This is a genomic window from Streptomyces sp. 2P-4, from assembly GCF_030167965.1.
Lineage (GTDB): Bacteria > Actinomycetota > Actinomycetes > Streptomycetales > Streptomycetaceae > Streptomyces > Streptomyces globosus_A.
The window spans coordinates 5905224-5927195 of record NZ_CP095011.1 but is presented as its reverse complement, the minus strand read 5'-3'; the positions used below and the strand labels follow the sequence as shown (position 1 = coordinate 5927195).

General features: G+C 68.4%; 15 protein-coding genes and 3 rRNA genes. 3 read left to right on the top strand and 15 right to left on the bottom strand.

Going from position 1 to position 21972, the window contains the following annotated elements:
* The first annotated feature begins 93 nt into the window (after positions 1–93).
* On the top strand, positions 94–474 hold the full coding sequence (locus MUK52_RS26355) for a PRC-barrel domain-containing protein (protein WP_114058805.1): 381 nt from the start codon (positions 94–96) through the stop codon (positions 472–474).
* A gap of 3 nt (positions 475–477) precedes the next feature.
* Here MUK52_RS26355 and MUK52_RS26350 read toward each other — a convergent pair whose 3' ends face one another.
* From MUK52_RS26350 to MUK52_RS26290, 13 genes are all read right to left on the bottom strand, one after another.
* Positions 478–1953 (bottom strand): DNA polymerase IV, encoded by a 1476-nt coding sequence (locus tag MUK52_RS26350; protein WP_284580611.1) that lies wholly within the window; start codon positions 1951–1953, stop codon positions 478–480.
* 53 nt (positions 1954–2006) lie between these two features.
* Positions 2007–2645 (bottom strand): MerR family transcriptional regulator, encoded by a 639-nt coding sequence (locus tag MUK52_RS26345; protein ID WP_114056664.1) that lies wholly within the window; start codon positions 2643–2645, stop codon positions 2007–2009.
* Between the two features lie 176 nt (positions 2646–2821).
* On the bottom strand, positions 2822–3295 hold the full coding sequence (locus MUK52_RS26340; protein WP_114056665.1) for a bifunctional nuclease family protein: 474 nt from the start codon (positions 3293–3295) through the stop codon (positions 2822–2824).
* Between the two features lie 51 nt (positions 3296–3346).
* On the bottom strand, positions 3347–4099 hold the full coding sequence (gene ftsR, locus MUK52_RS26335) for a transcriptional regulator FtsR (protein ID WP_114056666.1): 753 nt from the start codon (positions 4097–4099) through the stop codon (positions 3347–3349).
* A 74-nt stretch (positions 4100–4173) separates the two neighbouring features.
* Positions 4174–5115, bottom strand: coding sequence for an FHA domain-containing protein (locus tag MUK52_RS26330; protein ID WP_246042852.1), 942 nt, complete (start codon positions 5113–5115; stop codon positions 4174–4176).
* An 81-nt stretch (positions 5116–5196) separates the two neighbouring features.
* Positions 5197–6084 carry a DUF881 domain-containing protein gene (locus tag MUK52_RS26325; protein WP_114056668.1) on the bottom strand — a complete coding sequence of 296 codons (888 nt, stop codon included), beginning with the start codon at positions 6082–6084 and terminating at the stop codon, positions 5197–5199.
* Between the two features lie 5 nt (positions 6085–6089).
* Complete coding sequence (locus tag MUK52_RS26320; protein WP_114056669.1) at positions 6090–6422, bottom strand: small basic family protein; 333 nt, start codon at positions 6420–6422, stop codon at positions 6090–6092.
* Entirely contained in the window at positions 6419–7330 is a 912-nt protein-coding gene (locus MUK52_RS26315; protein ID WP_114056670.1) for a DUF881 domain-containing protein, read from the bottom strand. The genes MUK52_RS26320 and MUK52_RS26315 overlap by 4 nt, the downstream gene beginning before the upstream one ends.
* 120 nt (positions 7331–7450) lie before the next feature.
* Positions 7451–9946 (bottom strand): mannose-1-phosphate guanyltransferase, encoded by a 2496-nt coding sequence (locus MUK52_RS26310; protein WP_114056671.1) that lies wholly within the window; start codon positions 9944–9946, stop codon positions 7451–7453.
* Between the two features lie 96 nt (positions 9947–10042).
* The gene (gene clsA / locus MUK52_RS26305) at positions 10043–10633 is read right to left on the bottom strand and encodes a cardiolipin synthase ClsA (protein WP_114056672.1); all 591 of its coding nucleotides are present in this window, start codon (positions 10631–10633) and stop codon (positions 10043–10045) included.
* A gap of 127 nt (positions 10634–10760) precedes the next feature.
* Positions 10761–10877: ribosomal RNA gene (gene rrf / locus MUK52_RS26300) — 5S ribosomal RNA — on the bottom strand.
* Between the two features lie 75 nt (positions 10878–10952).
* Positions 10953–14061 (bottom strand): 23S ribosomal RNA (locus MUK52_RS26295).
* A 279-nt stretch (positions 14062–14340) separates the two neighbouring features.
* A 16S ribosomal RNA gene (locus MUK52_RS26290) occupies positions 14341–15864 on the bottom strand.
* Together the 16S, 23S and 5S rRNA genes form the textbook arrangement of a ribosomal RNA operon.
* A 741-nt stretch (positions 15865–16605) precedes the next feature.
* Between MUK52_RS26290 and MUK52_RS26285 the strand changes: the two genes are divergently transcribed.
* Positions 16606–17055, top strand: coding sequence for a PTS sugar transporter subunit IIA (locus MUK52_RS26285; RefSeq protein WP_114056673.1), 450 nt, complete (start codon positions 16606–16608; stop codon positions 17053–17055).
* Between the two features lie 90 nt (positions 17056–17145).
* A complete protein-coding gene (gene ptsP, locus MUK52_RS26280; RefSeq protein ID WP_284580604.1) occupies positions 17146–18816 on the top strand; it encodes a phosphoenolpyruvate--protein phosphotransferase in 1671 nt (556 codons plus the stop codon).
* A 92-nt stretch (positions 18817–18908) separates the two neighbouring features.
* On the opposite strand, the gene MUK52_RS26275 is transcribed toward ptsP, so the two are convergent.
* Positions 18909–19799, bottom strand: a complete 891-nt coding sequence (locus MUK52_RS26275; RefSeq protein WP_174250429.1) for a DUF8829 domain-containing protein — start codon at positions 19797–19799, stop codon at positions 18909–18911.
* Positions 19800–19870: 71 nt separating this feature from the next.
* The gene (locus MUK52_RS26270; RefSeq protein ID WP_114056675.1) at positions 19871–21853 is read right to left on the bottom strand and encodes an acetoacetate--CoA ligase; all 1983 of its coding nucleotides are present in this window, start codon (positions 21851–21853) and stop codon (positions 19871–19873) included.
* Between the last annotated feature and the right edge of the window lie 119 nt (positions 21854–21972).

Here is a 21972-nt window from a genome sequence, read left to right as displayed (position 1 = left end):
AGCGCGCTTCCCGGGCCTCCCTCGAGTGGCCCCCCGCCCGGAAATGCCCTTTTGTTGGTCATAGCGGAGAGTTGCGACCTCGTGGAGGTGACCGTGCAGACCGACATCGACCCGCGCAGCCTGATCGGCCGCAAGGCGTTCGACCGCAACGGTGCGAAGATCGGCACCGTCGACGAGGTCTACCTCGACGACGCGACGGGCGTCCCCGAGTGGGCGGCCGTCCGGACCGGTTTGTTCAGCCGGGACGCTTTCGTCCCCCTGGAACCGAGTGAGCTGGTCGGCGACGCCCTCCGGGTGCCCTTCGAGCGCTCCCTGATCCGGAACGCCCCCGACTTCGGCGTGGGCCGGCACCTCTCCCCCGAGCAGGAACTCCAGCTGTACCACCACTACGGCCTGGACGTGACCCTGCCGTCGGAGATCGCCTCCCGGCGTGATTTCGGCCACCTGGCCTCCGGCGACCGGGACGAGGAGTAGCCCTCACAGCGCGCCCGGCCCCGCTCCGGCCCCCTCGGCGGACTCCGCGGAGGGGGCCTCGCCGTGCCCCACGAGGGGCAGCGGGTCGGCGGGGGCCAGGTCGGGGTCGTCGACGCGGAAGGTGCGGACCCGGCCGGGCGGGGACCCCGGGCGCTCGAAGCGGACGGTCACGCGGCCGACGCCGCTGCCCTGCACCCACCCCGGCCCGTACACGGCGTGCGAGACGTCGCTGCCGGCCGGCCAGTGCCGCTCGCGCGCAGGCTCGGCCGCCCCGTCCGCCCCGCTGCCCCCGGGGGCCCCTGGGGCCTCCTCCGCCCCTGCGGCTCCCTCACCGTCCGGCGGGGACTGTACGGCCCCCTGCGCGCCGGAGCCGGCCTCTCGGGGCTGCGTCCCGGCCGCAGCACCGGCGAGGGACTGCGCGAAGAGGTCCTCCTGGGTGTAGTCCGCCAGCCCGCTGACCCCGACGCCCAGCAGCCGCACCCCGCCGGTGGTGTCCACCCCCTCCAGCAGGCGCGCCGCGGCCTCCCGCACCACGGCCGGGTCGTCGGTGGGCCCCCGCAGCGTCTCGGAGCGCGTCAGCGTCGAGAAGTCGTAGCGGCGCACCTTCAGCACGATCGTCCGCCCCGAGTGCCCGGAGGCGCGCAGCCGCCCGACGCACCGGTCGGCGAGACGCTGCACCTCCGTACGGATCCGGACCCGGTCGTGCAGGTCGATGTCGAAGGTGTCCTCGACGGAGACCGACTTCGCATCGCGCTCGGCCACCACGGGCCTGTCGTCCAGCCCCAGGGCCATCCGGTACAGGCCGACCCCGTGCGCGCGCCCCACCAGCCGCACGAGCTCGTCCTCGCCGGCCTCCGCCAGCTCCCCCACCGTGGTGATCCCGGCCCGCCGCAGGTGCTCCCCCGTGGCCGGGCCGACCCCCGGCAGCGTGCGCACCGGCATCGGCGCGAGCAGCGCGCGCTCGGTCCCCGGCTCGATCAGCAGCAGCCCGTCCGGCTTTGCCTCCTCCGAGGCCACCTTCGCCAGCATCTTGGAGCCGGCCAGCCCCACCGACCCGCTGAGGCCCGTCGCGGCCGCGATGTCCGCGCGCAGCCGCTCCCCCGCCGCCCGCGCGGACGCGGCGTCCCAGGCGGTGCCGCCCGCCTCCAGGTCGACGAAGGCCTCGTCCAGGCTGAGCGGCTCCACCAGCGGCGACAACTCCCGCAGCAGCCCCATGACGGTGTCGCTGACCGCCCGGTACAGGCTGAAGCGGGGCACCAGGTAGGCGCCGTTCGGGCACAGCCGCCTGGCCTGCGCCGTCGGCATGGCCGAGTGGACGCCGAAACGGCGCGCCTCGTACGAGGCGGTGGCGACGACCCCGCGGGGGCCCAGCCCGCCGACGATCACGGCCTTCCCGCGCAGGCTGGGCTTCGACGCCTGCTCCACGGAGGCGTAGAAGGCGTCCATGTCCAGGTGCAGGATGGTCGGCGCGGATCTCACGGCCCCGATGCTGCCCTATGCCTCTGACAAGGCGGCGGCCGGCGTGCGGCCGGTCAGCCCGCCCGGTTGCGGCGCGCGGCCAGCTCGTCCGCGGGGTTGTGGCCGACGACGGTCTCGCCGGTGTCGACCCGCTCTCCGTGCAGCTGGGACAGGGCCTTCTCCACGTCGTGCCAGACGACGCCCACGGCGATGCCGAAGACGCCCCGGCCGCCCTGGAGCAGGCTGACGACCTGTTCGGGCGAGGTGCACTCGTAGACGCTGGCGCCGTCGCTCATGAGCGTCACGCGCTCCAGGTCGGAGAAGCCGCGCTCCCGCAGGTGCTGCACGGCGTTGCGGATGTTCTGCAGGGCCACGCCCGTGTCGAGGAACCGCTTGACGATCTTGAGGACGACGACGTCGCGGAAGCTGTACAGCCGCTGCGTCCCGGACCCGTACGCGGGCCGCACCGTCGGCTCCACCAGCCCGGTGCGGGCCCAGTAGTCGAGCTGCCGGTAGGTGATCCCGGCCGCCGCGCAGGCGGTCGGACCGCGGTAGCCGACGACCTCGGCCGCCGGAGGCGCCGCGGGCGCGGTGCCCGGCGTGGTCTCCGGCTGACGGCGAGCGGAGCCCGCCGCACTGCCGTGGAGCGGGTACGGCCCACCGTCACTCCGTGCGGGGATGCCCCCGGTCGTACCGTCGCCCGTGATCCTCACGCCGACCCTCCGTCCTTGCCTGCCCCCTCGAAGGTAGGCAGTCGCCCGGGGTGCGTCAACGATCGCCACACTCGGCACGCCGAGTGATAATCACCCTGAGAGTGGTTTCCCGTGCCCCGAAGCCGGGAACGAATGGCCGGATGGGCTGCCGACTCCCGGATTCCCGGAACCGGCTGTCAGTGCGGCCCCGTGCCGAAGTCCTCCGGGGAGATCTGGTCGAGGAACTCGCGGAACTTCTCCACCTCGTCCTCCTGCTCGTCCGGAATGGCGATTCCGGCGTCGTCCAGCACGCCGTCGCTGCCGAAGATCGGCGTACCGGTCCGCAGGGCCAGCGCTATCGCGTCGGACGGGCGTGCGCTGACCTCGACCCCGCTGGCGAAGACCAGCTCCGCGTAGAAGACGCCCTCCCGCAGATCCGTGATCCGGACCTCGGTGAGCTCCTCACCGAGCGCCTCCAGCACGTCCTTGAACAGGTCGTGCGTCAGCGGACGGGCGGGGGCCATCCCCTGCTGCGCGAAGGCGATCGCGGTCGCCTCCCCCGGTCCGATCCAGATGGGGAGGTACCGGTCGCCTCCCACTTCACGCAGGAGCACGATCGGTTGGTTCGAGGGCATTTCCACCCGGACACCCACAACGTCGAGCTCGTTCACACAGCAACCCTAGGACCTGCCCGGCAGGTTTGGGTAGTCGGGCCCGTCCGGTCAGTGCAGCCGCACCCCGAGGGCGCTCTGCACCAGGGCCTCGTGGAGCCGTACGGACAGCCCCGCCAGCTCCTTCACGGTGGCCTCCGCGTGCGCCCGGGTCTGCGGGTTGCGGTGTCGGCGCAGCGGTGCCACGACCTGCTCCACCAGGCCCGCCTCCCGGTCCGCGGCGGCCTTCATCGCCCGCAGGTGCCTCGGCTCCAGCCCGAACCGCCCGAGGTCGGCGAGCAGGCGGGCCACGGTGAGCGCATCCTGGTCGAAGCCGCCCCCGGGACCCTCGGCGAGCAGCCCGTACGCCTCCCAGGCGGCCAGCTGCTCCTCGTCCGCCTCGACGGCGGCGATGAGCTCGGCCCGCCCCACCCGGGCGGGCGCCGCCGGCTCTCCGCCGGCGGCGGCCGGCGGCGGGGCGGTGCCGGCGGACTCCCCGTGGGCCGTGGGTGCGGGGATGCGGATCTGGTCCCCGCGGTCGATCGCGTCCAGCTGCTCGCGGATGACCTTCAGCGGCAGGTAGTGGTCGCGCTGGAGCCGCAGGATGCGGGCCAGCCGCTCCACGTCCGCGGTGCTGAACTTGCGGTATCCGGAAGGGGTGCGCCGGGGCTCGACGAGCCCCTCCGCCTCCAGGAAGCGGATCTTGGAGATGGTGACTTCGGGGAACTCGTCCCGCAGCATCGCGATCACCGCGCCGATGCTCACGAGCCGGTCGGCCTGGGCTGCGGAGCCGTTCGGGGCACCGCCTGTCGGAGTGCGCAGCATGGAACCTTCCCTGGGGATCCCCGGAGCGCCGTCCGGGGGCGGCGGGTGCCGGTCCCGGACGGCGCCAGGGGGTGTCAGGCGCCCCGCAGGCTCGCGTAGAAGACCAGCCGGTACTTGCCGATCTGGACCTCGTCGCCGTTGTGCAGCGGCACCGAGTCGATGGGCTCGCGGTTGACGTACGTGCCGTTCAGGCTGCCGACGTCGGCGACGGTGAAACCGCCGTCCTGGCTCCTGCGGAACTCGACATGCCGCCGGGAGACCGTGACGTCGTCCAGGAAGATGTCGCTCTGCGGGTGCCGGCCCGCCGTGGTCAGCTCGCCGTCCAGCAGGAAGCGGCTCCCGGAGTTGGGGCCCCGCCGCACGATCAGCAGCGCGGAACCCGGGGGCAGTGCTTCCACCGCGGCCTGGGCCTCGGGGGACAGCGACGACACGTGCTGTTGTCCGGACACCTCGGCCTCGTAGGCCTCGAGGCCCGAGATCGAGATGGTGGACGTGGTCTCCGAGGCGCGCTCCGGCGTCAGACCCGCCCGCAGCGGCGCCCCGCAGTTGGAGCAGAACCGGCTGGCCGCATCGCTGCGGTGCCCGCACCTGCTGCAGACCTGCTCGGCCGACATGGACGGCTCCTCGTGCCGCGGCTGCCCCGCGGAGGCGTTGGTGGCGTACGGGTCGGGAGCAAACCCTCCACCCGTACTCGAGGTTGATGCGTCACCGAAACCTATGCGGGCGGTACCGGCAGGGTCAACAGACGACGCGCCGGGCGCGCCCGGAACGTCGCCGGCGCCCGCGACCTCGTCACGGAAGAGCGGCCGGTCCGCCGGCGCCTGCGCTTCCCCCTGGCCCGCGCGGTGCTGCGCCGCACCGTCTTCCTCGCGGTTCTTCTTTCCGAACAACTTCTCAAACAACTTCACGGGCGATTCCCCTTGAACGAAACAGACCCGCCCGTGGGGCAGGACGAACTCCGAATGCACACACCTGCCGACCCGGACATCCTCACAACGTCCGCAACCACCAGACAGTTTCCACCACGCACCACGACTTCGGTGCGCCGACCCCCCGCAGGCGGCAGCCCGCGTGAGCCGTCGGCCCCCCGTCCTGCGTCACGACGATGACGACCGAGCGTAGTCAGGCTGCTTCGCAGCCCGCAAGGCATCCACAACGATCTTCGCCGACCGTGTGACGGCCACGGTGGCTTGTTCCTTTTCCAGCGTCTGCACGACCCCGCCCGGGATGTTGAGCGCCGGTTCCAGGTCCTGGGGCTTGCCGATGACCTTGAACTCGTAGGGTTGTGCGATCTTCCTACCGTCGATGGCGATCCCCCCGCCCTCGTCCGAGAAGTACGAGCCCGCGACGACCCGCACCCCGTTGATCTGGATCGCCTCGGCGCCGGCGGCCCGCAGCTCCTGGAGGGTGTCCAGCAGCTGGTCGGACTGCACCTGGCCCTTCGGGTCGGTGATCCGCAGGGTGATCCCGGGGCCCTGTGCCGCCACCGTACCGGCCAGGATGCCCAGTTGGCGCTCCTTCTCCACCGTCTGCCGACGCGCCTCCTCGGCCTGGTTGGAGCTGTTCTCGAGCTCGCGCCGCTGGTCCTCCAGCTGCTGCTTCTCGTCCTCCAGGCGCTGGGTCCGCCCGTCGAGCTCGTCGAGGATCCGGACGAGGTCCTCCTGCCGGGCGCCGCGCAGGGCACCGGAGTCGCTGTTGGAGCGCACCTGGATGGCCAGTCCGAGGCCGAGGACGAACAGCAGCAGGGCGACGATCAGTTGGGCCCGGCTGAACCGCGGCGGCCACAGCCCGGCCGCGAGCCGCTGCCGGCCCGTTCCGTCGCCGCTGCCGGACCGCGCGGCCGCGGCCGGCTGCGCGGGGGCCTCGGGCTGCCCGGGCGCGTTCGGGGGGACGGCGGAGGTGTCACGGGGCTGCGGGGCCGGCCCGGCCTGCTTCGGCGGCAGGGGGGCCTTCGGCTCTTCGGGAGGGGTGTCGCCGGTGCTCATCGGCCTCACGCCCGGAACACGTGGCGGCGGATGGCCGCGGCGTTGGAGAAGATGCGGATGCCGAGGACGACGACCACGCCCGTGGACAGCTGCGAGCCGACGCCCAGCTTGTCGCCGAGGAAGACGATGAGCGCGGCGACGACCACGTTCGACAGGAACGACACGACGAAGACCTTGTCGTCGAAGATGCCGTCCAGCATCGCGCGGAGGCCGCCGAACACCGCGTCGAGCGCCGCGACGACGGCGATCGGCAGATAAGGCTCGACGACGGCCGGCACTTCGGGCCGGACCAGCAGTCCGACCACCACTCCGGCCAGCAGGCCCAGTACCGCGATCACGATGCACCCTTCTTCGGCTCTTCTGCTGCTGTGGCTGTCCGTACGGTCAGGCTGGACGCGGCGGGCAGCCGTACCTCGTCCGCGGGGGACAGCGTGTACCGGATGCCGTAGCTCTCCTGGAGCACGCGCAGATACTGGCCGTCCACGGAGTCCTGGAACGCGGCCGGGAGCCGCTTCTTGTCGCCCACCGCCAGCACCTCGTACGGCGGGACCAGCGGCCGGTTGTCGACCAGTATCGCGTCGCCGGCCGCGCGGATCGCCGACAGGGCGGTCAGCCGCTGCCCGTTGATGGAGACGGCTTCGGCTCCGGCCTGCCACAGGCCGTTCACGATCCGCTGCATGTCGCGGTCCCGCAGTCGGCCGGTGTCGGAGAACCCGCTGTTCTCGCGCGGCTTGCCGCCGGCCGCGGAGGAGGACCCCTTGGCGTCGTCGACGGTGAGCTTGAGTCCGGGTCCGTGGACTTCGGTGGCACCGGAGAGCAGCGCCGTCCGCTGGCCCTGGTCGCCGCCGTGCTGCTTGAGCGCCTCGCGCTGCCGTCCGGCGACGTCGCCCCGCAGGCGCTCGATGTCGCGTTCCAGGCCGTCGGCCCGGTCGTCGGCGCGGTGGACGCGGTCGATGAGCTCCTGGCGCTCCTTGGCGAGGACGGGCGCGGACATCTGGGTGCGGGCCGCGCCGAGCGTGATGACGGCGGCGGTGAGCACGATGCCGGTGGCGAGCACCAGCTTGGCCTTGACGCTGCGGGGCAGGCCGGCGGTGCCGTCCGCCCGGCGCCGGGCCGCCGCCTCCGCGTAGCCCTCGTCGAGGCTGTGGTCCATCACGTGCGTCAGCAGCGACATGGACGCGTCCGGGCGCGCGGGCGGTACCGGCGCCGGTCCGCGGTGGGGAGGCGGCTGCGACATGCCGCTCATCGTCGCACGTCGGCGCCGCCGGTACCGAATGTGCCCGACGGGTGGACGCGCGGCCGGGCCCGCCGCGGCGGCGGTGCCGCTGCGGCGGGCCTGGCCGGTGGTCCGGTCCGGGTGGTCCTGTCAGCGTCCGGCGCCGTCGACCACGTCCGCCCATTCGTCGAGCAGGGCCTGGGCGGAGGCGTCGTCGGGGCCTTCCGCCCACAGGTGCGTGACGGCTTCGGCCGGGTCGGGCAGGACGAGCGCCCACCGGCCGTCGGCCTCGACGACCCGCACGCCGTCGGTGGTGTCCACCTGGCGGTCTCCGGCCGCCTCGACGACGCGCCGCATGACGAGCCCCTTGACGGCCCAGGGGGTCGGCACGTCGCGCTTGAGGACGTGGGCTCGCGGTATCCGCGCGTCGATCTGGCTCAGGGTGAGCTGCGTCCGTGCGACCAGTCCGATGAGCTGCACGAACGCGGCCGATCCGTCGAAGACGCTGCTGAACTCCGGGACGATGTACCCGCCGCGGCCGTCCCCGCCGAAGATCGTGTTCTCGGCTCGGCCGACGCGGGTGAGGTCGTCGGGCGAGGTGGTCGTCCATTCGACCTGGGTGCCGTGGTAGGCGGCGACCTGTTCGGCGATGCGCGTGGTGGTGACGGGCAGCGCCACCTTGCCGCTGCGCTTCTCGGCGGCGACGAGGTCGAGGAGGACGAGCAGGGCCCGGTCGTCCTCGATGATCCGGCCGCGTTCGTCGACGAGGGAGATCCGCTCGCCGACGGGGTCGAACCGGACGCCGAACGCGGCGCGGGCGGAGGCGACGATCTCGCCGAGCCGGACGAGGCCGGCCCTGCGGGATTCGGCGGTTTCCGTGGGCCGGGATTCGTCGAGGCCGGGGTTGATGGTGAGGGCGTCCACTTCGAGCCTGCCCAGCAGGCTGGGCAGGACGAGGCCGGCGCTGCCGTTGGAGGCGTCGACGACGACCTTGAGCCCGGAGTCGGCGATGCCGGTGGTGTCGACGCGCCGGAGCAGGGATCCGGTGTAGGAGTCGAAGATGCTGGAGGGGAACTGGAGGTCGCCGATTTCGCCGGGGAAGGCGCGCCGGTATTCCTGGCGGGCGAAGACCCGGTCGAGTTTGCGCTGCTGGGCCTGGGAGAGGTCGGCGCCGCGCTCGTCGAGGAACATGATGTCGACGGAGTCGGGGACGCCGGGCGAGGTCCGCAGCATGATGCCGCCGGCGCTGCCGCGGGCGGTCTGCTGGCGGGCGACGGGCAGGGGCACGTTCTCCAGGTCGCGGACGTCGATGGCGCTGGCCTGGAGTGCGGAGATCACTGCCCGTTTGAGCGCGCGGGCGCCGCGCGAGTGGTCACGGGCGGTGGTGACGATCGCGCCCTTCTTCAGGGTCGTGGCGTACGCGCCGGCGAGGCGGACGACGAGTTCGGGGGTGATCTCGACGTTGAGGATGCCGGTGACGCCGCGGGCGCCGAAGAGGTGGGCCTGGCCGCGGGACTCCCAGATGACGGACGTGTTGACGAAGGCGCCGGCTTCGATCGTCTTGAAGGGGTAGACGCGGACGTTGCCCTGGACGATGGATTCCTCGCCGACGAGGCATTCGTCGCCGATGACGGCGCCGTCTTCGATGCGGGCTGCCCGCATGATGTCGGTGTTCTTGCCGACGACGCAGCCGCGCAGGTTGCTGTGGGGGCCGATGTAGACGTTGTCGTGGACGACGGCCTTGTGCAGGAAGGCGCCGCTCTTGACGACGACGTTGGATCCGACGACCGTGTGCTCGCGGATCTCGGCCCCGGCTTCGACCTTGGCGTAGTCGCCGATGTAGAGCGGGCCGCGGAGGACCGCGTCGGGGCTGACTTCGGCTCCTTCGGCGATCCACACGCCGGGCGAGATCTCGAAGCCGTCCATGTCGATCTGGACCTTGCCTTCGAGGACGTCGGCCTGGGCCTTGACGTAGCTCTCGTGGGTGCCGACGTCCTCCCAGTACCCCTCGGCGACGTAGCCGTAGATGGGCCGGCCTTCCTTCATCAGCTGCGGGAAGACGTCGCCGGACCAGTCGACGGGGACGTCGGCCTCGACGTAGTCGAAGACCTCCGGCTCCATGACGTAGATGCCGGTGTTGACGGTGTCGGAGAACACCTGTCCCCAGGTCGGCTTCTCCAGGAAGCGCTCGACCTTTCCTTCCTCGTCGACGATGGTGATGCCGAATTCGAGGGGGTTGGGAACCCGGGTCAGGCACACCGTGACGAGTGCGCCTTTCTCCTTGTGGAAGCGGATGAGGTCGGTGAGGTCGAAGTCGGTGAGGGCGTCCCCGGAAATGACGAGGAATGCGTCGTCCTTCAGCGCCTCCTCGGCGTTTTTCACGCTGCCGGCGGTGCCGAGTGGCTTCTCCTCATTGGCATAGGTGAGCTCCATTCCGAGCTCTTCGCCGTCACCGAAGTAGTTCTTGACGAGCGACGCCAGGAACTGGACGGTGACCACGGTTTCGTTCAGCCCATGCCGCTTGAGCAGCCTGAGCACGTGCTCCATGATCGGCCGGTTGGCCACCGGCAGGAGCGGCTTCGGCATGCTCGAGGTCATCGGGCGAAGGCGTGTGCCTTCGCCGCCGGCCATCACGACGGCCTTCATGTCGGAAGGGTCCTCCTCGGGAGACGACGTTCCAGCCGATCTCGTCCGTCCCGTACGGCAGCGTCGCGACCGTCCGCGTCGCCTGCGCGGGAGGGTTCAATCGGCCGTGGTGTCCGCCTTGACGAGCCGGCGGACCTGCACCACGTAAAGGATTCCTGCCCACCAATAGAGGGTTGTACCCCATCCGGCGAACGCCCATCCGAAAACTGCCCCCATCCAGGCCAACCAGCCCGTGCCGTCACTGAGGAGGAGGAGCGGGAAGGCGTACATGAGGTTGAACGTCGCGGCCTTGCCGAGGAAGTTGACCTGCGGCGGCGGATAGCCGTGCCGGCGCAGGACGCCGACCATCACGAGCAGCATGAGGTCGCGGGCCAGCAGGGCCCCGGTGAGCCACAGGGGCAGGATGTCCCGATAGGTCAGTCCGAAGAGCGTGGAGAGGATGTACAGGCGGTCGGCGGCGGGATCCAGGAGCCGGCCGAGGCTGCTGATCTGATTCCACCGGCGCGCGAGTTTCCCGTCGAGGTAGTCGGTGACCCCGCTCAGCATGAGCACGACCAGCGCCCACAGGTCGTACTCGGCGAGGATCAGCCAGAGGAACAGCGGCACGCCGGCGAGCCGAGCCATGCTCAGGATGTTCGGAATGGTGAAAATTCGGTCCGTCTGAACCCGAGTCTCCTGGACCTCCACCCGGGGGCCTCCACTGTTGCCGTTGAACGTACGAACGATGCCTCCCGACCCTACAGGAGTCGGCCCTGCCCCCTGAACGCAGGAAAGCCCCGCACCAGAGCTGGTGCGGGGCTTTCCCACAATGATTGTTCGGCGGCGTCCTACTCTCCCACAGGGTCCCCCCTGCAGTACCATCGGCGCTGAAAGGCTTAGCTTCCGGGTTCGGAATGTAACCGGGCGTTTCCCTAACGCTATGACCACCGAAACACTATGAAGTTGAACTCAAGCCGGCAATGGCGAGTTCGTTGCTTCAGAACTAACACAGTGGACGCGAGCAACTGAGGACAAGCCCTCGGCCTATTAGTACCAGTCAGCTCCACCCGTTACCGGGCTTCCACATCTGGCCTATCAACCCAGTCGTCTACTGGGAGCCTTACCCTCTCAAGGAGGTGGGAATACTCATCTTGAAGCAGGCTTCCCGCTTAGATGCTTTCAGCGGTTATCCCTCCCGAACGTAGCCAACCAGCCATGCCCTTGGCAGGACAACTGGCACACCAGAGGTTCGTCCGTCCCGGTCCTCTCGTACTAGGGACAGCCCTTCTCAATATTCCTACGCGCACAGCGGATAGGGACCGAACTGTCTCACGACGTTCTAAACCCAGCTCGCGTACCGCTTTAATGGGCGAACAGCCCAACCCTTGGGACCGACTCCAGCCCCAGGATGCGACGAGCCGACATCGAGGTGCCAAACCATCCCGTCGATATGGACTCTTGGGGAAGATCAGCCTGTTATCCCCGGGGTACCTTTTATCCGTTGAGCGACGGCGCTTCCACAAGCCACCGCCGGATCACTAGTCCCGACTTTCGTCCCTGCTCGACCCGTCGGTCTCACAGTCAAGCTCCCTTGTGCACTTACACTCAACACCTGATTGCCAACCAGGCTGAGGGAACCTTTGGGCGCCTCCGTTACCCTTTGGGAGGCAACCGCCCCAGTTAAACTACCCATCAGACACTGTCCCTGATCCGGATCACGGACCGAGGTTAGACATCCAGCACGACCAGAGTGGTATTTCAACGACGACTCCACAACCACTGGCGTGGCCGCTTCACAGTCTCCCACCTATCCTACACAAGCCGAACCGAACACCAATATCAAACTGTAGTAAAGGTCCCGGGTCTTTCCGTCCTGCTGCGCGAAACGAGCATCTTTACTCGTAGTGCAATTTCACCGGGCCTATGGTTGAGACAGTCGAGAAGTCGTTACGCCATTCGTGCAGGTCGGAACTTACCCGACAAGGAATTTCGCTACCTTAGGATGGTTATAGTTACCACCGCCGTTTACTGGCGCTTAAGTTCTCAGCTTCGCCCCACCGAAATGGAGCTAACCGGTCCCCTTAACGTTCCAGCACGGGCAGGCGTCAGTCCGTATACATCGCCTTACGGCTTCGCACGGACCTGTGTTTTTAGTAAACAGTCGCTTCTCGCTGGTCTCTGCGGCCACCCCAGCTCAAGGTGCAAGACCTATCACCAGGAATGGCCCCTTCTCCCGAAGTTACGGGGCATTTTGCCGAGTTCCTTAACCATAGTTCACCCGAACGCCTCGGTATTCTCTACCTGACCACCTGAGTCGGTTTAGGTACGGGCCGCCATGAAACTCGCTAGAGGCTTTTCTCGACAGCATAGGATCATCCACTTCGCCACAATCGGCTCGGCATCAGGTCTCAACCTTGTATGAGGGACGGATTTGCCTACCCCTCGGCCTACACCCTTACCCCGGGACAACCACCGCCCGGGCTGGACTACCTTCCTGCGTCACCCCATCGCTTACCTACTACAAGTCCGGTTCGTCGGCTCCACCACTTCCCTTCACCCGAAGGATCCAGGACGGCTTCACGGACTTAGCATCGCTCGCCTCGATATTGGGCGTTTCAAAGCGGGTACCGGAATATCAACCGGTTGTCCATCGACTACGCCTGTCGGCCTCGCCTTAGGTCCCGACTTACCCTGGGCAGATCAGCTTGACCCAGGAACCCTTAGTCAATCGGCGCACACGTTTCTCACGTGTGTATCGCTACTCATGCCTGCATTCTCACTCGTGAACCGTCCACAACTCGCTTCCGCGGCTGCTTCACCCGGCACACGACGCCCCTACCCATCACAGCCTCCGTTGGGAGTATTACTGCAATGACACGACTTCGGCGGTACGCTTGAGCCCCGCTACATTGTCGGCGCGGAATCACTTGACCAGTGAGCTATTACGCACTCTTTCAAGGGTGGCTGCTTCTAAGCCAACCTCCTGGTTGTCTCTGCGACTCCACATCCTTTCCCACTTAGCGTACGCTTAGGGGCCTTAGTCGATGCTCTGGGCTGTTTCCCTCTCGACCATGGAGCTTATCCCCCACAGTCTCACTGCCGCGCTCTCACTTACCGGCATTCGGAGTTTGGCTAAGGTCAGTAACCCGGTAGGGCCCATCGCCTATCCAGTGCTCTACCTCCGGCAAGAAACACACGACGCTGCACCTAAATGCATTTCGGGGAGAACCAGCTATCACGGAGTTTGATTGGCCTTTCACCCCTAACCACAGGTCATCCCCCAGGTTTTCAACCCTGGTGGGTTCGGTCCTCCACGAAGTCTTACCTCCGCTTCAACCTGCCCATGGCTAGATCACTCCGCTTCGGGTCTAGAGCGTGCAACTCAAACGCCCTGTTCGGACTCGCTTTCGCTACGGCTTCCCCACACGGGTTAACCTCGCTACACACCGCTAACTCGCAGGCTCATTCTTCAAAAGGCACGCAGTCACGAGACGTGCAAGCACGTCCGACGCTCCCACGGCTTGTAGGCACACGGTTTCAGGTACTATTTCACTCCGCTCCCGCGGTACTTTTCACCATTCCCTCACGGTACTATCCGCTATCGGTCACCAGGGAATATTTAGGCTTAGCGGGTGGTCCCGCCAGATTCACACGGGATTTCTCGGGCCCCGTGCTACTTGGGAGATGAGCAAGCAAGCCGCTGATGTTTCGTCTACGGGGGTCTTACCCTCTACGCCGGACCTTTCGCATGTCCTTCGACTACACCAACGGTTTCTGACTCGCCCAGCCGCCGGCAGACGACTGAAGCTCATTCCCACAACCCCGCATGCGCAACCCCTGCCGGGTATCACACGCATACGGTTTGGCCTCATCCGGTTTCGCTCGCCACTACTCCCGGAATCACGGTTGTTTTCTCTTCCTGAGGGTACTGAGATGTTTCACTTCCCCTCGTTCCCTCCACACTGCCTATGTGTTCAGCAGCGGGTGACAGCCCATGACGACTGCCGGGTTTCCCCATTCGGACACCCCCGGATCAAAGCTCAGTTGGCAGCTCCCCGGGGCCTATCGCGGCCTCTCACGTCCTTCATCGGTTCCTGGTGCCAAGGCATCCACCGTGCGCCCTTAAAAACTTGGCCACAGATGCTCGCGTCCACTGTGTAGTTCTCAAACAACGACCAGCCACCCGTCACACCCTGCCGAAACAGAGCTTTACCGGGGCCGGCACTGAAGACTAGCCAGACGGCCGTGCCTTCAGGACCCAACAACGTGCCAGGCACCCTCGTTCATCCGCATCCTCTTTCCACGCCGAAGCAGTACTCGAGAACCATCAGATCCGAAGATGCCAACTAATCAACGTTCCACCCATGAGCTGACCGTGCAGAACGTTTGCCTGCAATCGGTACTGTGCTCCTTAGAAAGGAGGTGATCCAGCCGCACCTTCCGGTACGGCTACCTTGTTACGACTTCGTCCCAATCGCCAGTCCCACCTTCGACGGCTCCCTCCACAAGGGTTGGGCCACCGGCTTCGGGTGTTACCGACTTTCGTGACGTGACGGGCGGTGTGTACAAGGCCCGGGAACGTATTCACCGCAGCAATGCTGATCTGCGATTACTAGCGACTCCGACTTCATGGGGTCGAGTTGCAGACCCCAATCCGAACTGAGACCGGCTTTTTGAGATTCGCTCCACCTCACGGTATCGCAGCTCATTGTACCGGCCATTGTAGCACGTGTGCAGCCCAAGACATAAGGGGCATGATGACTTGACGTCGTCCCCACCTTCCTCCGAGTTGACCCCGGCGGTCTCCTGTGAGTCCCCATCACCCCGAAGGGCATGCTGGCAACACAGGACAAGGGTTGCGCTCGTTGCGGGACTTAACCCAACATCTCACGACACGAGCTGACGACAGCCATGCACCACCTGTATACCGACCACAAGGGGGCACCCATCTCTGGATGTTTCCGGTATATGTCAAGCCTTGGTAAGGTTCTTCGCGTTGCGTCGAATTAAGCCACATGCTCCGCCGCTTGTGCGGGCCCCCGTCAATTCCTTTGAGTTTTAGCCTTGCGGCCGTACTCCCCAGGCGGGGAACTTAATGCGTTAGCTGCGGCACCGACGACGTGGAATGTCGCCAACACCTAGTTCCCAACGTTTACGGCGTGGACTACCAGGGTATCTAATCCTGTTCGCTCCCCACGCTTTCGCTCCTCAGCGTCAGTAATGGCCCAGAGATCCGCCTTCGCCACCGGTGTTCCTCCTGATATCTGCGCATTTCACCGCTACACCAGGAATTCCGATCTCCCTACCACACTCTAGCCAGCCCGTATCGAATGCAGACCCGAGGTTAAGCCTCGGGCTTTCACATCCGACGTGACTGGCCGCCTACGAGCTCTTTACGCCCAATAATTCCGGACAACGCTTGCGCCCTACGTATTACCGCGGCTGCTGGCACGTAGTTAGCCGGCGCTTCTTCTGCAGGTACCGTCACTTTCGCTTCTTCCCTGCTGAAAGAGGTTTACAACCCGAAGGCCGTCATCCCTCACGCGGCGTCGCTGCATCAGGCTTTCGCCCATTGTGCAATATTCCCCACTGCTGCCTCCCGTAGGAGTCTGGGCCGTGTCTCAGTCCCAGTGTGGCCGGTCGCCCTCTCAGGCCGGCTACCCGTCGTCGCCTTGGTAGGCCATTACCCCACCAACAAGCTGATAGGCCGCGGGCTCATCCTTCACCGCCGGAGTTTCCACCGCGGAAGATGCCTTCCGCAGTCGTATCCGGTATTAGACCCCGTTTCCAGGGCTTGTCCCAGAGTGAAGGGCAGATTGCCCACGTGTTACTCACCCGTTCGCCACTAATCCCCTCCCGAAGGAGGTTCATCGTTCGACTTGCATGTGTTAAGCACGCCGCCAGCGTTCGTCCTGAGCCAGGATCAAACTCTCCATGAATGTTTACCGGTCATCCGGTGCACACACACGTAGAGCGGGCCAGTCATGCCGGAATAGGACCGACTGACCACTGCGTCCTCGCTGTGTTGTTGCCTGCAAGCACTTCCAGAGGAAGCCTCACAGGTCTTTTTCAAAGGAACCTCATCCACCGAAGTGGACGGGGTATCAACTTCTGGCGTTGATTTTTGGCACGCTGTTGAGTTCTCAAGGAACGGACGCTTCCTTCGTACTCACCCGCAGTAACACTTACTGGGGCTTCCCTCCGGGCTTTCGTTCTTCGTTTTTGCGTTTTCGACTCTATCAGAGTCTTTCGCGCTCCGCTTTCCGGGGTTTTCGCTTTCGCGCTTTCCCTTTCCGGCGGGTCCGACCATATCAGGGCTTTTCCCGTTCTCCGCAACTCGGCCGCTTCGCCTTACGGCGTGCGCGAGAGAGCTGAGATCGGAGTCGGAGATCAGCTTCTGAGGTGGTTGGTTCCCGACCACTCCACCGGCTGTTCGTGAGGAGTTCACACGGGCCGTCGTGGCGGGAGTCACGACAGTAGCGCTCCCGTGGTTCACAGGCAAATCGAATCAGGCGTATGGTCTAGTCCACTACGGTGTCGGCGGACGCGCTCCGCGGCCTCCGTCAGGAGGTTCGATTCGCGCGAACCGGGACATCTCATGACATACCCTTCTGAACGTGCGCCGTCGACGACAGTCAGTGACGGCGTGGCGACGAAGCCCCACCCCCTGGGAGGCCCCCATGACCACCGTCACGTCCCCTCTTGCCGGGCGCGCCATCGGACTCGCGGCAGTGCCCGATCCGGTGTTCTCCGGCGCGATGGTCGGACCGGGCACCGCGATCGACCCCGTGCGTGAGGCTTCCGAGGCGGTGTCCCCCGTCGACGGTGTGGTCGTCTCCCTCCACCCGCACGCGTACGTCGTCGTCGACAGCGAGGGGCACGGCGTTCTCACCCACCTCGGGATCGACACCGTCCAGCTCAACGGCGAGGGCTTCGAGCTGCTCGTCGAGAAGGGCGACACCGTGAGCCGCGGCCAGGCTCTCATCCGCTGGAACCCGGCGGCCGTCGAGGCTGCCGGCAAGTCGCCGATCTGCCCCGTCGTGGCGCTGGAGGCTTCCGCGGAGTCCCTCGTCGATGTCGCCGAGACCGGCGACGTCGCGACCGGTGACGCCCTCTTCGGCTGGAACTGAGCCGACCGGCAGGGACGCGTCCGCCCGGCACGGGCGAGTCGGACATCCACCGCGGCGGCCGGGGCCGCCGCTCAATCGGAGACGGGTGAAATGGAGACAACGCTGCGAGGCGTCGGCGTGAGCCACGGCGTGGCCATCGGCGAGGTGCGGCACATGGGCACGGCGGTCCTGGAGCCGCCGGCCCGGCAGATCACGGCGGACGAGGCGGAGCGCGAACAGGGGCGCGCACGCAAGGCCGTCAGTGCGGTTGCGGCCGACCTGGTCGCGCGCGGCCAGCTGGCCGGTGGCGAGGCCCAGCACGTGCTGGAAGCCCAGGCCATGATCGCGGAGGACCCCGAGCTGATGGCGGACGTCGACCGGCGGATCGCCGTCGGCAGCACCGCCGAACGCGGTGTGTACGACGCGTTCGCCGCCTACCGGGACCTGCTCGCCGGGGCCGGCGAGTACATGGCCGGACGTGTGGCGGACCTGGACGACGTCCGCAACAGGATCGTGGCGCGCCTGCTCGGTGTGCCGATGCCGGGTGTGCCGGACAGCAACGAGCCGTACGTGCTGATCGCGCGGGACCTGGCTCCCGCGGACACCGCGCTGCTCGACCCGGCGCTCGTCCTCGGCTTCGTCACCGAGGAGGGCGGGCCGACCAGCCACAGCGCGATCCTCGCGCGGGCGCTCGGCGTGCCGGCCGTGGTCGCGCTGCCTGGGGCAGGCGAGATCGCCGAGGGCACCGTCATCGCGGTGGACGGCTCGACCGGCGAGGTCTTCGTCGACCCGAGCAGTGCGAAGAAGGCCGAGCTGGAGACCGCTGCCGCCGAGCGGAAGGCGGCCCTGGCCGCCTCCTCCGGTCCGGGGGCGACCTCCGACGGGCACCGGGTGCCGCTGCTGGCCAACGTCGGCGGTCCGGCGGACGTGCCCGCCGCGGTGGAGGCCGGGGCCGAGGGCGTCGGCCTGTTCCGCACCGAGTTCCTCTTCCTCGACGACAGCAAGAAGGCGCCGTCGGAGGAGAAGCAGGTCGACTCCTACCGCAAGGTCCTGGAGGCGTTCCCCGAGGGCCGGGTCGTGGTGCGCGTGCTGGACGCGGGCGCGGACAAGCCGCTGGACTTCCTGACGCCGTCCGACGAGCCGAACCCGGCGCTGGGCGTGCGGGGCCTGCGCACCCTGCTGGACCACCCGGAGGTGCTCCGGACCCAGCTGACCGCGCTGGCGAAGGCGGCCGAGGGCCTGCCGGTGCACCTGGAGGTCATGGCTCCGATGGTCGCCGACCGGGCCGACGCGAAGGCGTTCGCGGACGCCTGCCGGGCCGCCGGGCTCCAGGCGAAGTTCGGGGCGATGGTGGAGATCCCGTCCGCGGCACTGCGGGCGCGCTCGATCCTCCAGGAGGTCGAGTTCCTGTCGCTGGGCACGAACGACCTGGCCCAGTACACGTTCGCCGCGGACCGGCAGGTGGGTGCGGTGTCCCGGCTGCAGGACCCGTGGCAGCCGGCACTGCTCGACCTGGTCGCGCTGTCGGCGGAGGCGGCGCGGGCCGAGGGCAAGAGCTGCGGCGTGTGCGGCGAGGCCGCGTCGGATCCGCTGCTGGCCTGTGTGCTGACGGGTCTGGGCGTGACCTCCCTGTCGATGGGTGCGGCGTCGATCCCGTACGTGCGGGCGACGCTCGCCAAGTACACGCTCGCCCAGTGCGAGCGTGCCGCGGCGGCCGCGCGTGCCGCGGACAGTGCCGAGGAGGCGCGGACGGCCGCGCAGGCGGTGCTGTCCGGCGAGTAGGCGCCGCAGGGAATCAGAGCTTGGTCGGTCGAGGGGCCCCCGCCAGTCGTGGCGGGGGTCCCTCGGCTTCTGCGGGCGCCCGGCGGGACTGCTCAGTGGTGCGGGGGCGGGTCGTCCACCTCGAACCCGGGCCGGTAGTCGACGCCGTGTTCGGGAGCGACCGGGTCGCCGGTGTCGGGGTCGGTGCAGTAGGCGTTGAAGACGGCGGCTGCGGACAGCGGGACGAGGCCGCCCCCTTCCAGGCGCCATCCGTGGACCCGGTCGCCGCCCCCGTCGGCGGTGGTGCGCAGGACGAGGCCTCCGGCTCCGCCCAGGGCCATCCCGGCGGCCAGGACGGTGACGAAGTCGAGGGCCTCGCGACCGTCCGGATCGAAGCCCGGCAGGTCGGCCGGGCCCGGTGGTCCTGCCGTGCGGGCGTGCAGGACGGCGACGAGCTGTCGCTCGCCGCTGGGGATGCTGCACACGGCGTGGTGGTGTCCGGTGCCGGCCCCGGCGACGAGGCGGGTGACCGCCGTGGCCGCCCGCTCGAACGCGGACCGGCCGATGTCCTGGCCGCAGTCGGCGCAGGTTCCGGCGCGGGCGAGGATGGCGGCCGCGTACTCCCAGGTGGCCTGCCGGGCGGCCTCGTCGACCAGGAGCGGCACCATGTCGGCGACGGGCAGCCCCGTGTACGGGAGTCCGGGTCCGGTGCCGGCGAGTTCGGCGGTGAAGCGGGTGCGGGAGGCGGCCGTGTCGGGGTCGAGGCCCTGTTCGGCGCAGAAGGCGGCGTACTGCTCGGGGTCGAAGAGGGCGACCGTGGTGTGGATGCCCTGTGCGGCGAGGGATTTCAGCAGGTCGTCGACGTGCCGCAGGTAGTCGCGGTGGTCGTCGAAGGCGAAGCTGCGGTAGCGGCGCATGGCCGCGAAGTCCCGGGGGTCGGCGAGCAGGCCGATCGTGCCGGGTACCTCGCGGCGCAGCGTCGTCGTCTTCCGTGTGTCTGGCATGGCTCCCCCTGGTGTGCGAACAAATGCTCACTCAGAGTAATCAGAGCCACTGACAACGCCCGTCCGGTGCCTCAGGAGCCGGTGCGGGTGCGGGCCAGCTCCTGGTAGAAGCGGAGGAGTTCGAGGTTGTCCACGGAGCCGGGGTTGACGGCCTTCTCCAGGGGCGTGCCCTGGAGCAGCCGCTTGACGGGGACCTCGATGCGCTTGCCGGTCAGGGTGTGGGGGATGGCCGGCACCTCGATGATCTCGTCGGGCACGTGCCGCGGGGAGAGCTCCTCGCGGATCGTGGCCTTGATGCGGCCCTTGAGGTCCTCGTCCAGGGTGGTGCCGGGGGCGAGGTGGACGAACAGCGGCATCCAGTAGCCGCCGTTCGGCTCCTCCAGGCCGATGACGAGCGATTCCCTGATCTCCGGAAGGCGTTCGACGGCCTCGTAGATGTCCGCGGAGCCCATGCGGACGCCCTGCCGGTTGAGGGTGGAGTCGGAGCGGCCGTGGATCACGACGGAGCCGTGGTCGGTGATCGTGATCCAGTCGCCGTGGCGCCACACGCCGGGGTAGGTCTCGAAGTAGCTGTCGCGGTAGCGGCTCCCGTCCGGGTCGTTCCAGAAGCGGACCGGCATCGACGGCATGGGGTTGGTGACGACGAGCTCGCCGACCTCGCCGGTGAGCGGCTTGCCGGACGGGTCCCAGGACTGCAGGTCGGTGCCGAGGCAGGCGGCCTGGAGCTCGCCGATGTGGACGGGGAGGGTGGGGACGGCGCCGGCGAAGCAGCTGCACACGTCCGTGCCGCCGCTGACGGAGGCGATCCACAGGTCCTCGGCGACCTCGTCGTGGAGCCAGCGGAAGCCGTCGGGCGGCAGCGGGGAGCCGGTCGTCGCGACGCACTTGACGGCGGAGAGGTCGAAGTCGCGGGACGGGTGGACCCCGGCTTTGCGGCAGGCCATCACGTACGCGGCGGACGTGCCGTACAGGGTGGCCCGGGTGCGCTCGGCGATCCGCCACTGGGCGCCGGTGTCCGGATAGCCGGGGCTGCCGTCGTACAGGACGACGGTGGTGCCGGTCAGCAGGCCGGAGACGAGGAAGTTCCACATCATCCAGCCGGTGGAGGTGTACCAGAAGAAGCGGTCCTCGGGGCCGAGGTCGCAGTGCAGGCCGAGCTGCTTGAGGTGCTCCAGGAGGATGCCGCCCTGCGACTGGACGATCGCCTTGGGCAGGCCCGTCGTACCCGAGGAGTAGAGGACCCACAGCGGGTGGTCGAAGGGGACGGGCTCGAAGACCGGCTCGGCCGGGGTGGAGACCAGGTCCGACCAGGCGAGGGTGCCTTCGGGGGCGGGCGTGCCGAGCAGCGGGATGTGGACGACGGCGCGCAGGGAGGGGAGCTCGGCGCGGAGTTCGGCCACGGTGTCGCTGCGGTCGTGCTGCTTGCCGCCGTAGCGGTAGCCGTCGACGGTGAACAGGACGACGGGCTCGACCTGCTGGAAGCGGTCGAGGACGCTGCGGGCGCCGAAGTCGGGGGCGCAGGAGGTCCAGACGCCGCCGACGGCGGCGGTCGCGAGGAGGGCGACGACGGCCTCGGGGATGTTGGGGAGGTAGCCGCTGACGCGGTCGCCGGGGCGTACGCCGAGGGCGCGCAGCTCGGCGGCGAGTGCGCCGACGCGGCCGCGGAGCTCGGACCAGGTGACGGGGACGGGCTCGTGGGTCTCGTCGACGTGGAGGAGCGCGGCGTCGCCGGCACGGGCCGGGTCCTCGCCGGCGCGCAGCGCGTGCTCGGCGTAGTTGAGGGTGGCGCCGGGGAACCAGCGGGCGCCGGGCATCGAGCGGTCGGCGAGGACCTGCTCGGCGGGGGTGGTGAAGCGGACGTCGAACCATTCGGCGACGGCCTGCCAGAAGGTGTCGAGTTCCTCGACGGACCAGCGGTGCAGTGCCGGGTAGCCGCCGTCCGCGGGAGCTCCGTGCCGCTCGGCCGCCCACGCCTGGAAGGCGGTGATGCGGGCCGCGGCGATCCGGTCGGGCCCCGGGGTCCAGAGGGGTTCCGGCTGGGTGGGCGAGGTCATGGGTCGGCTCCCGGTCAGTGCGGCCCGCGCGTGGTGTGCACGGTGTGCCGCGGTGTCGGCGTGCAGGTGCGCAGGTGGGTGGATCGGTGCTGGTCGTTCCGTGCCGTCGCGGGCGGGGT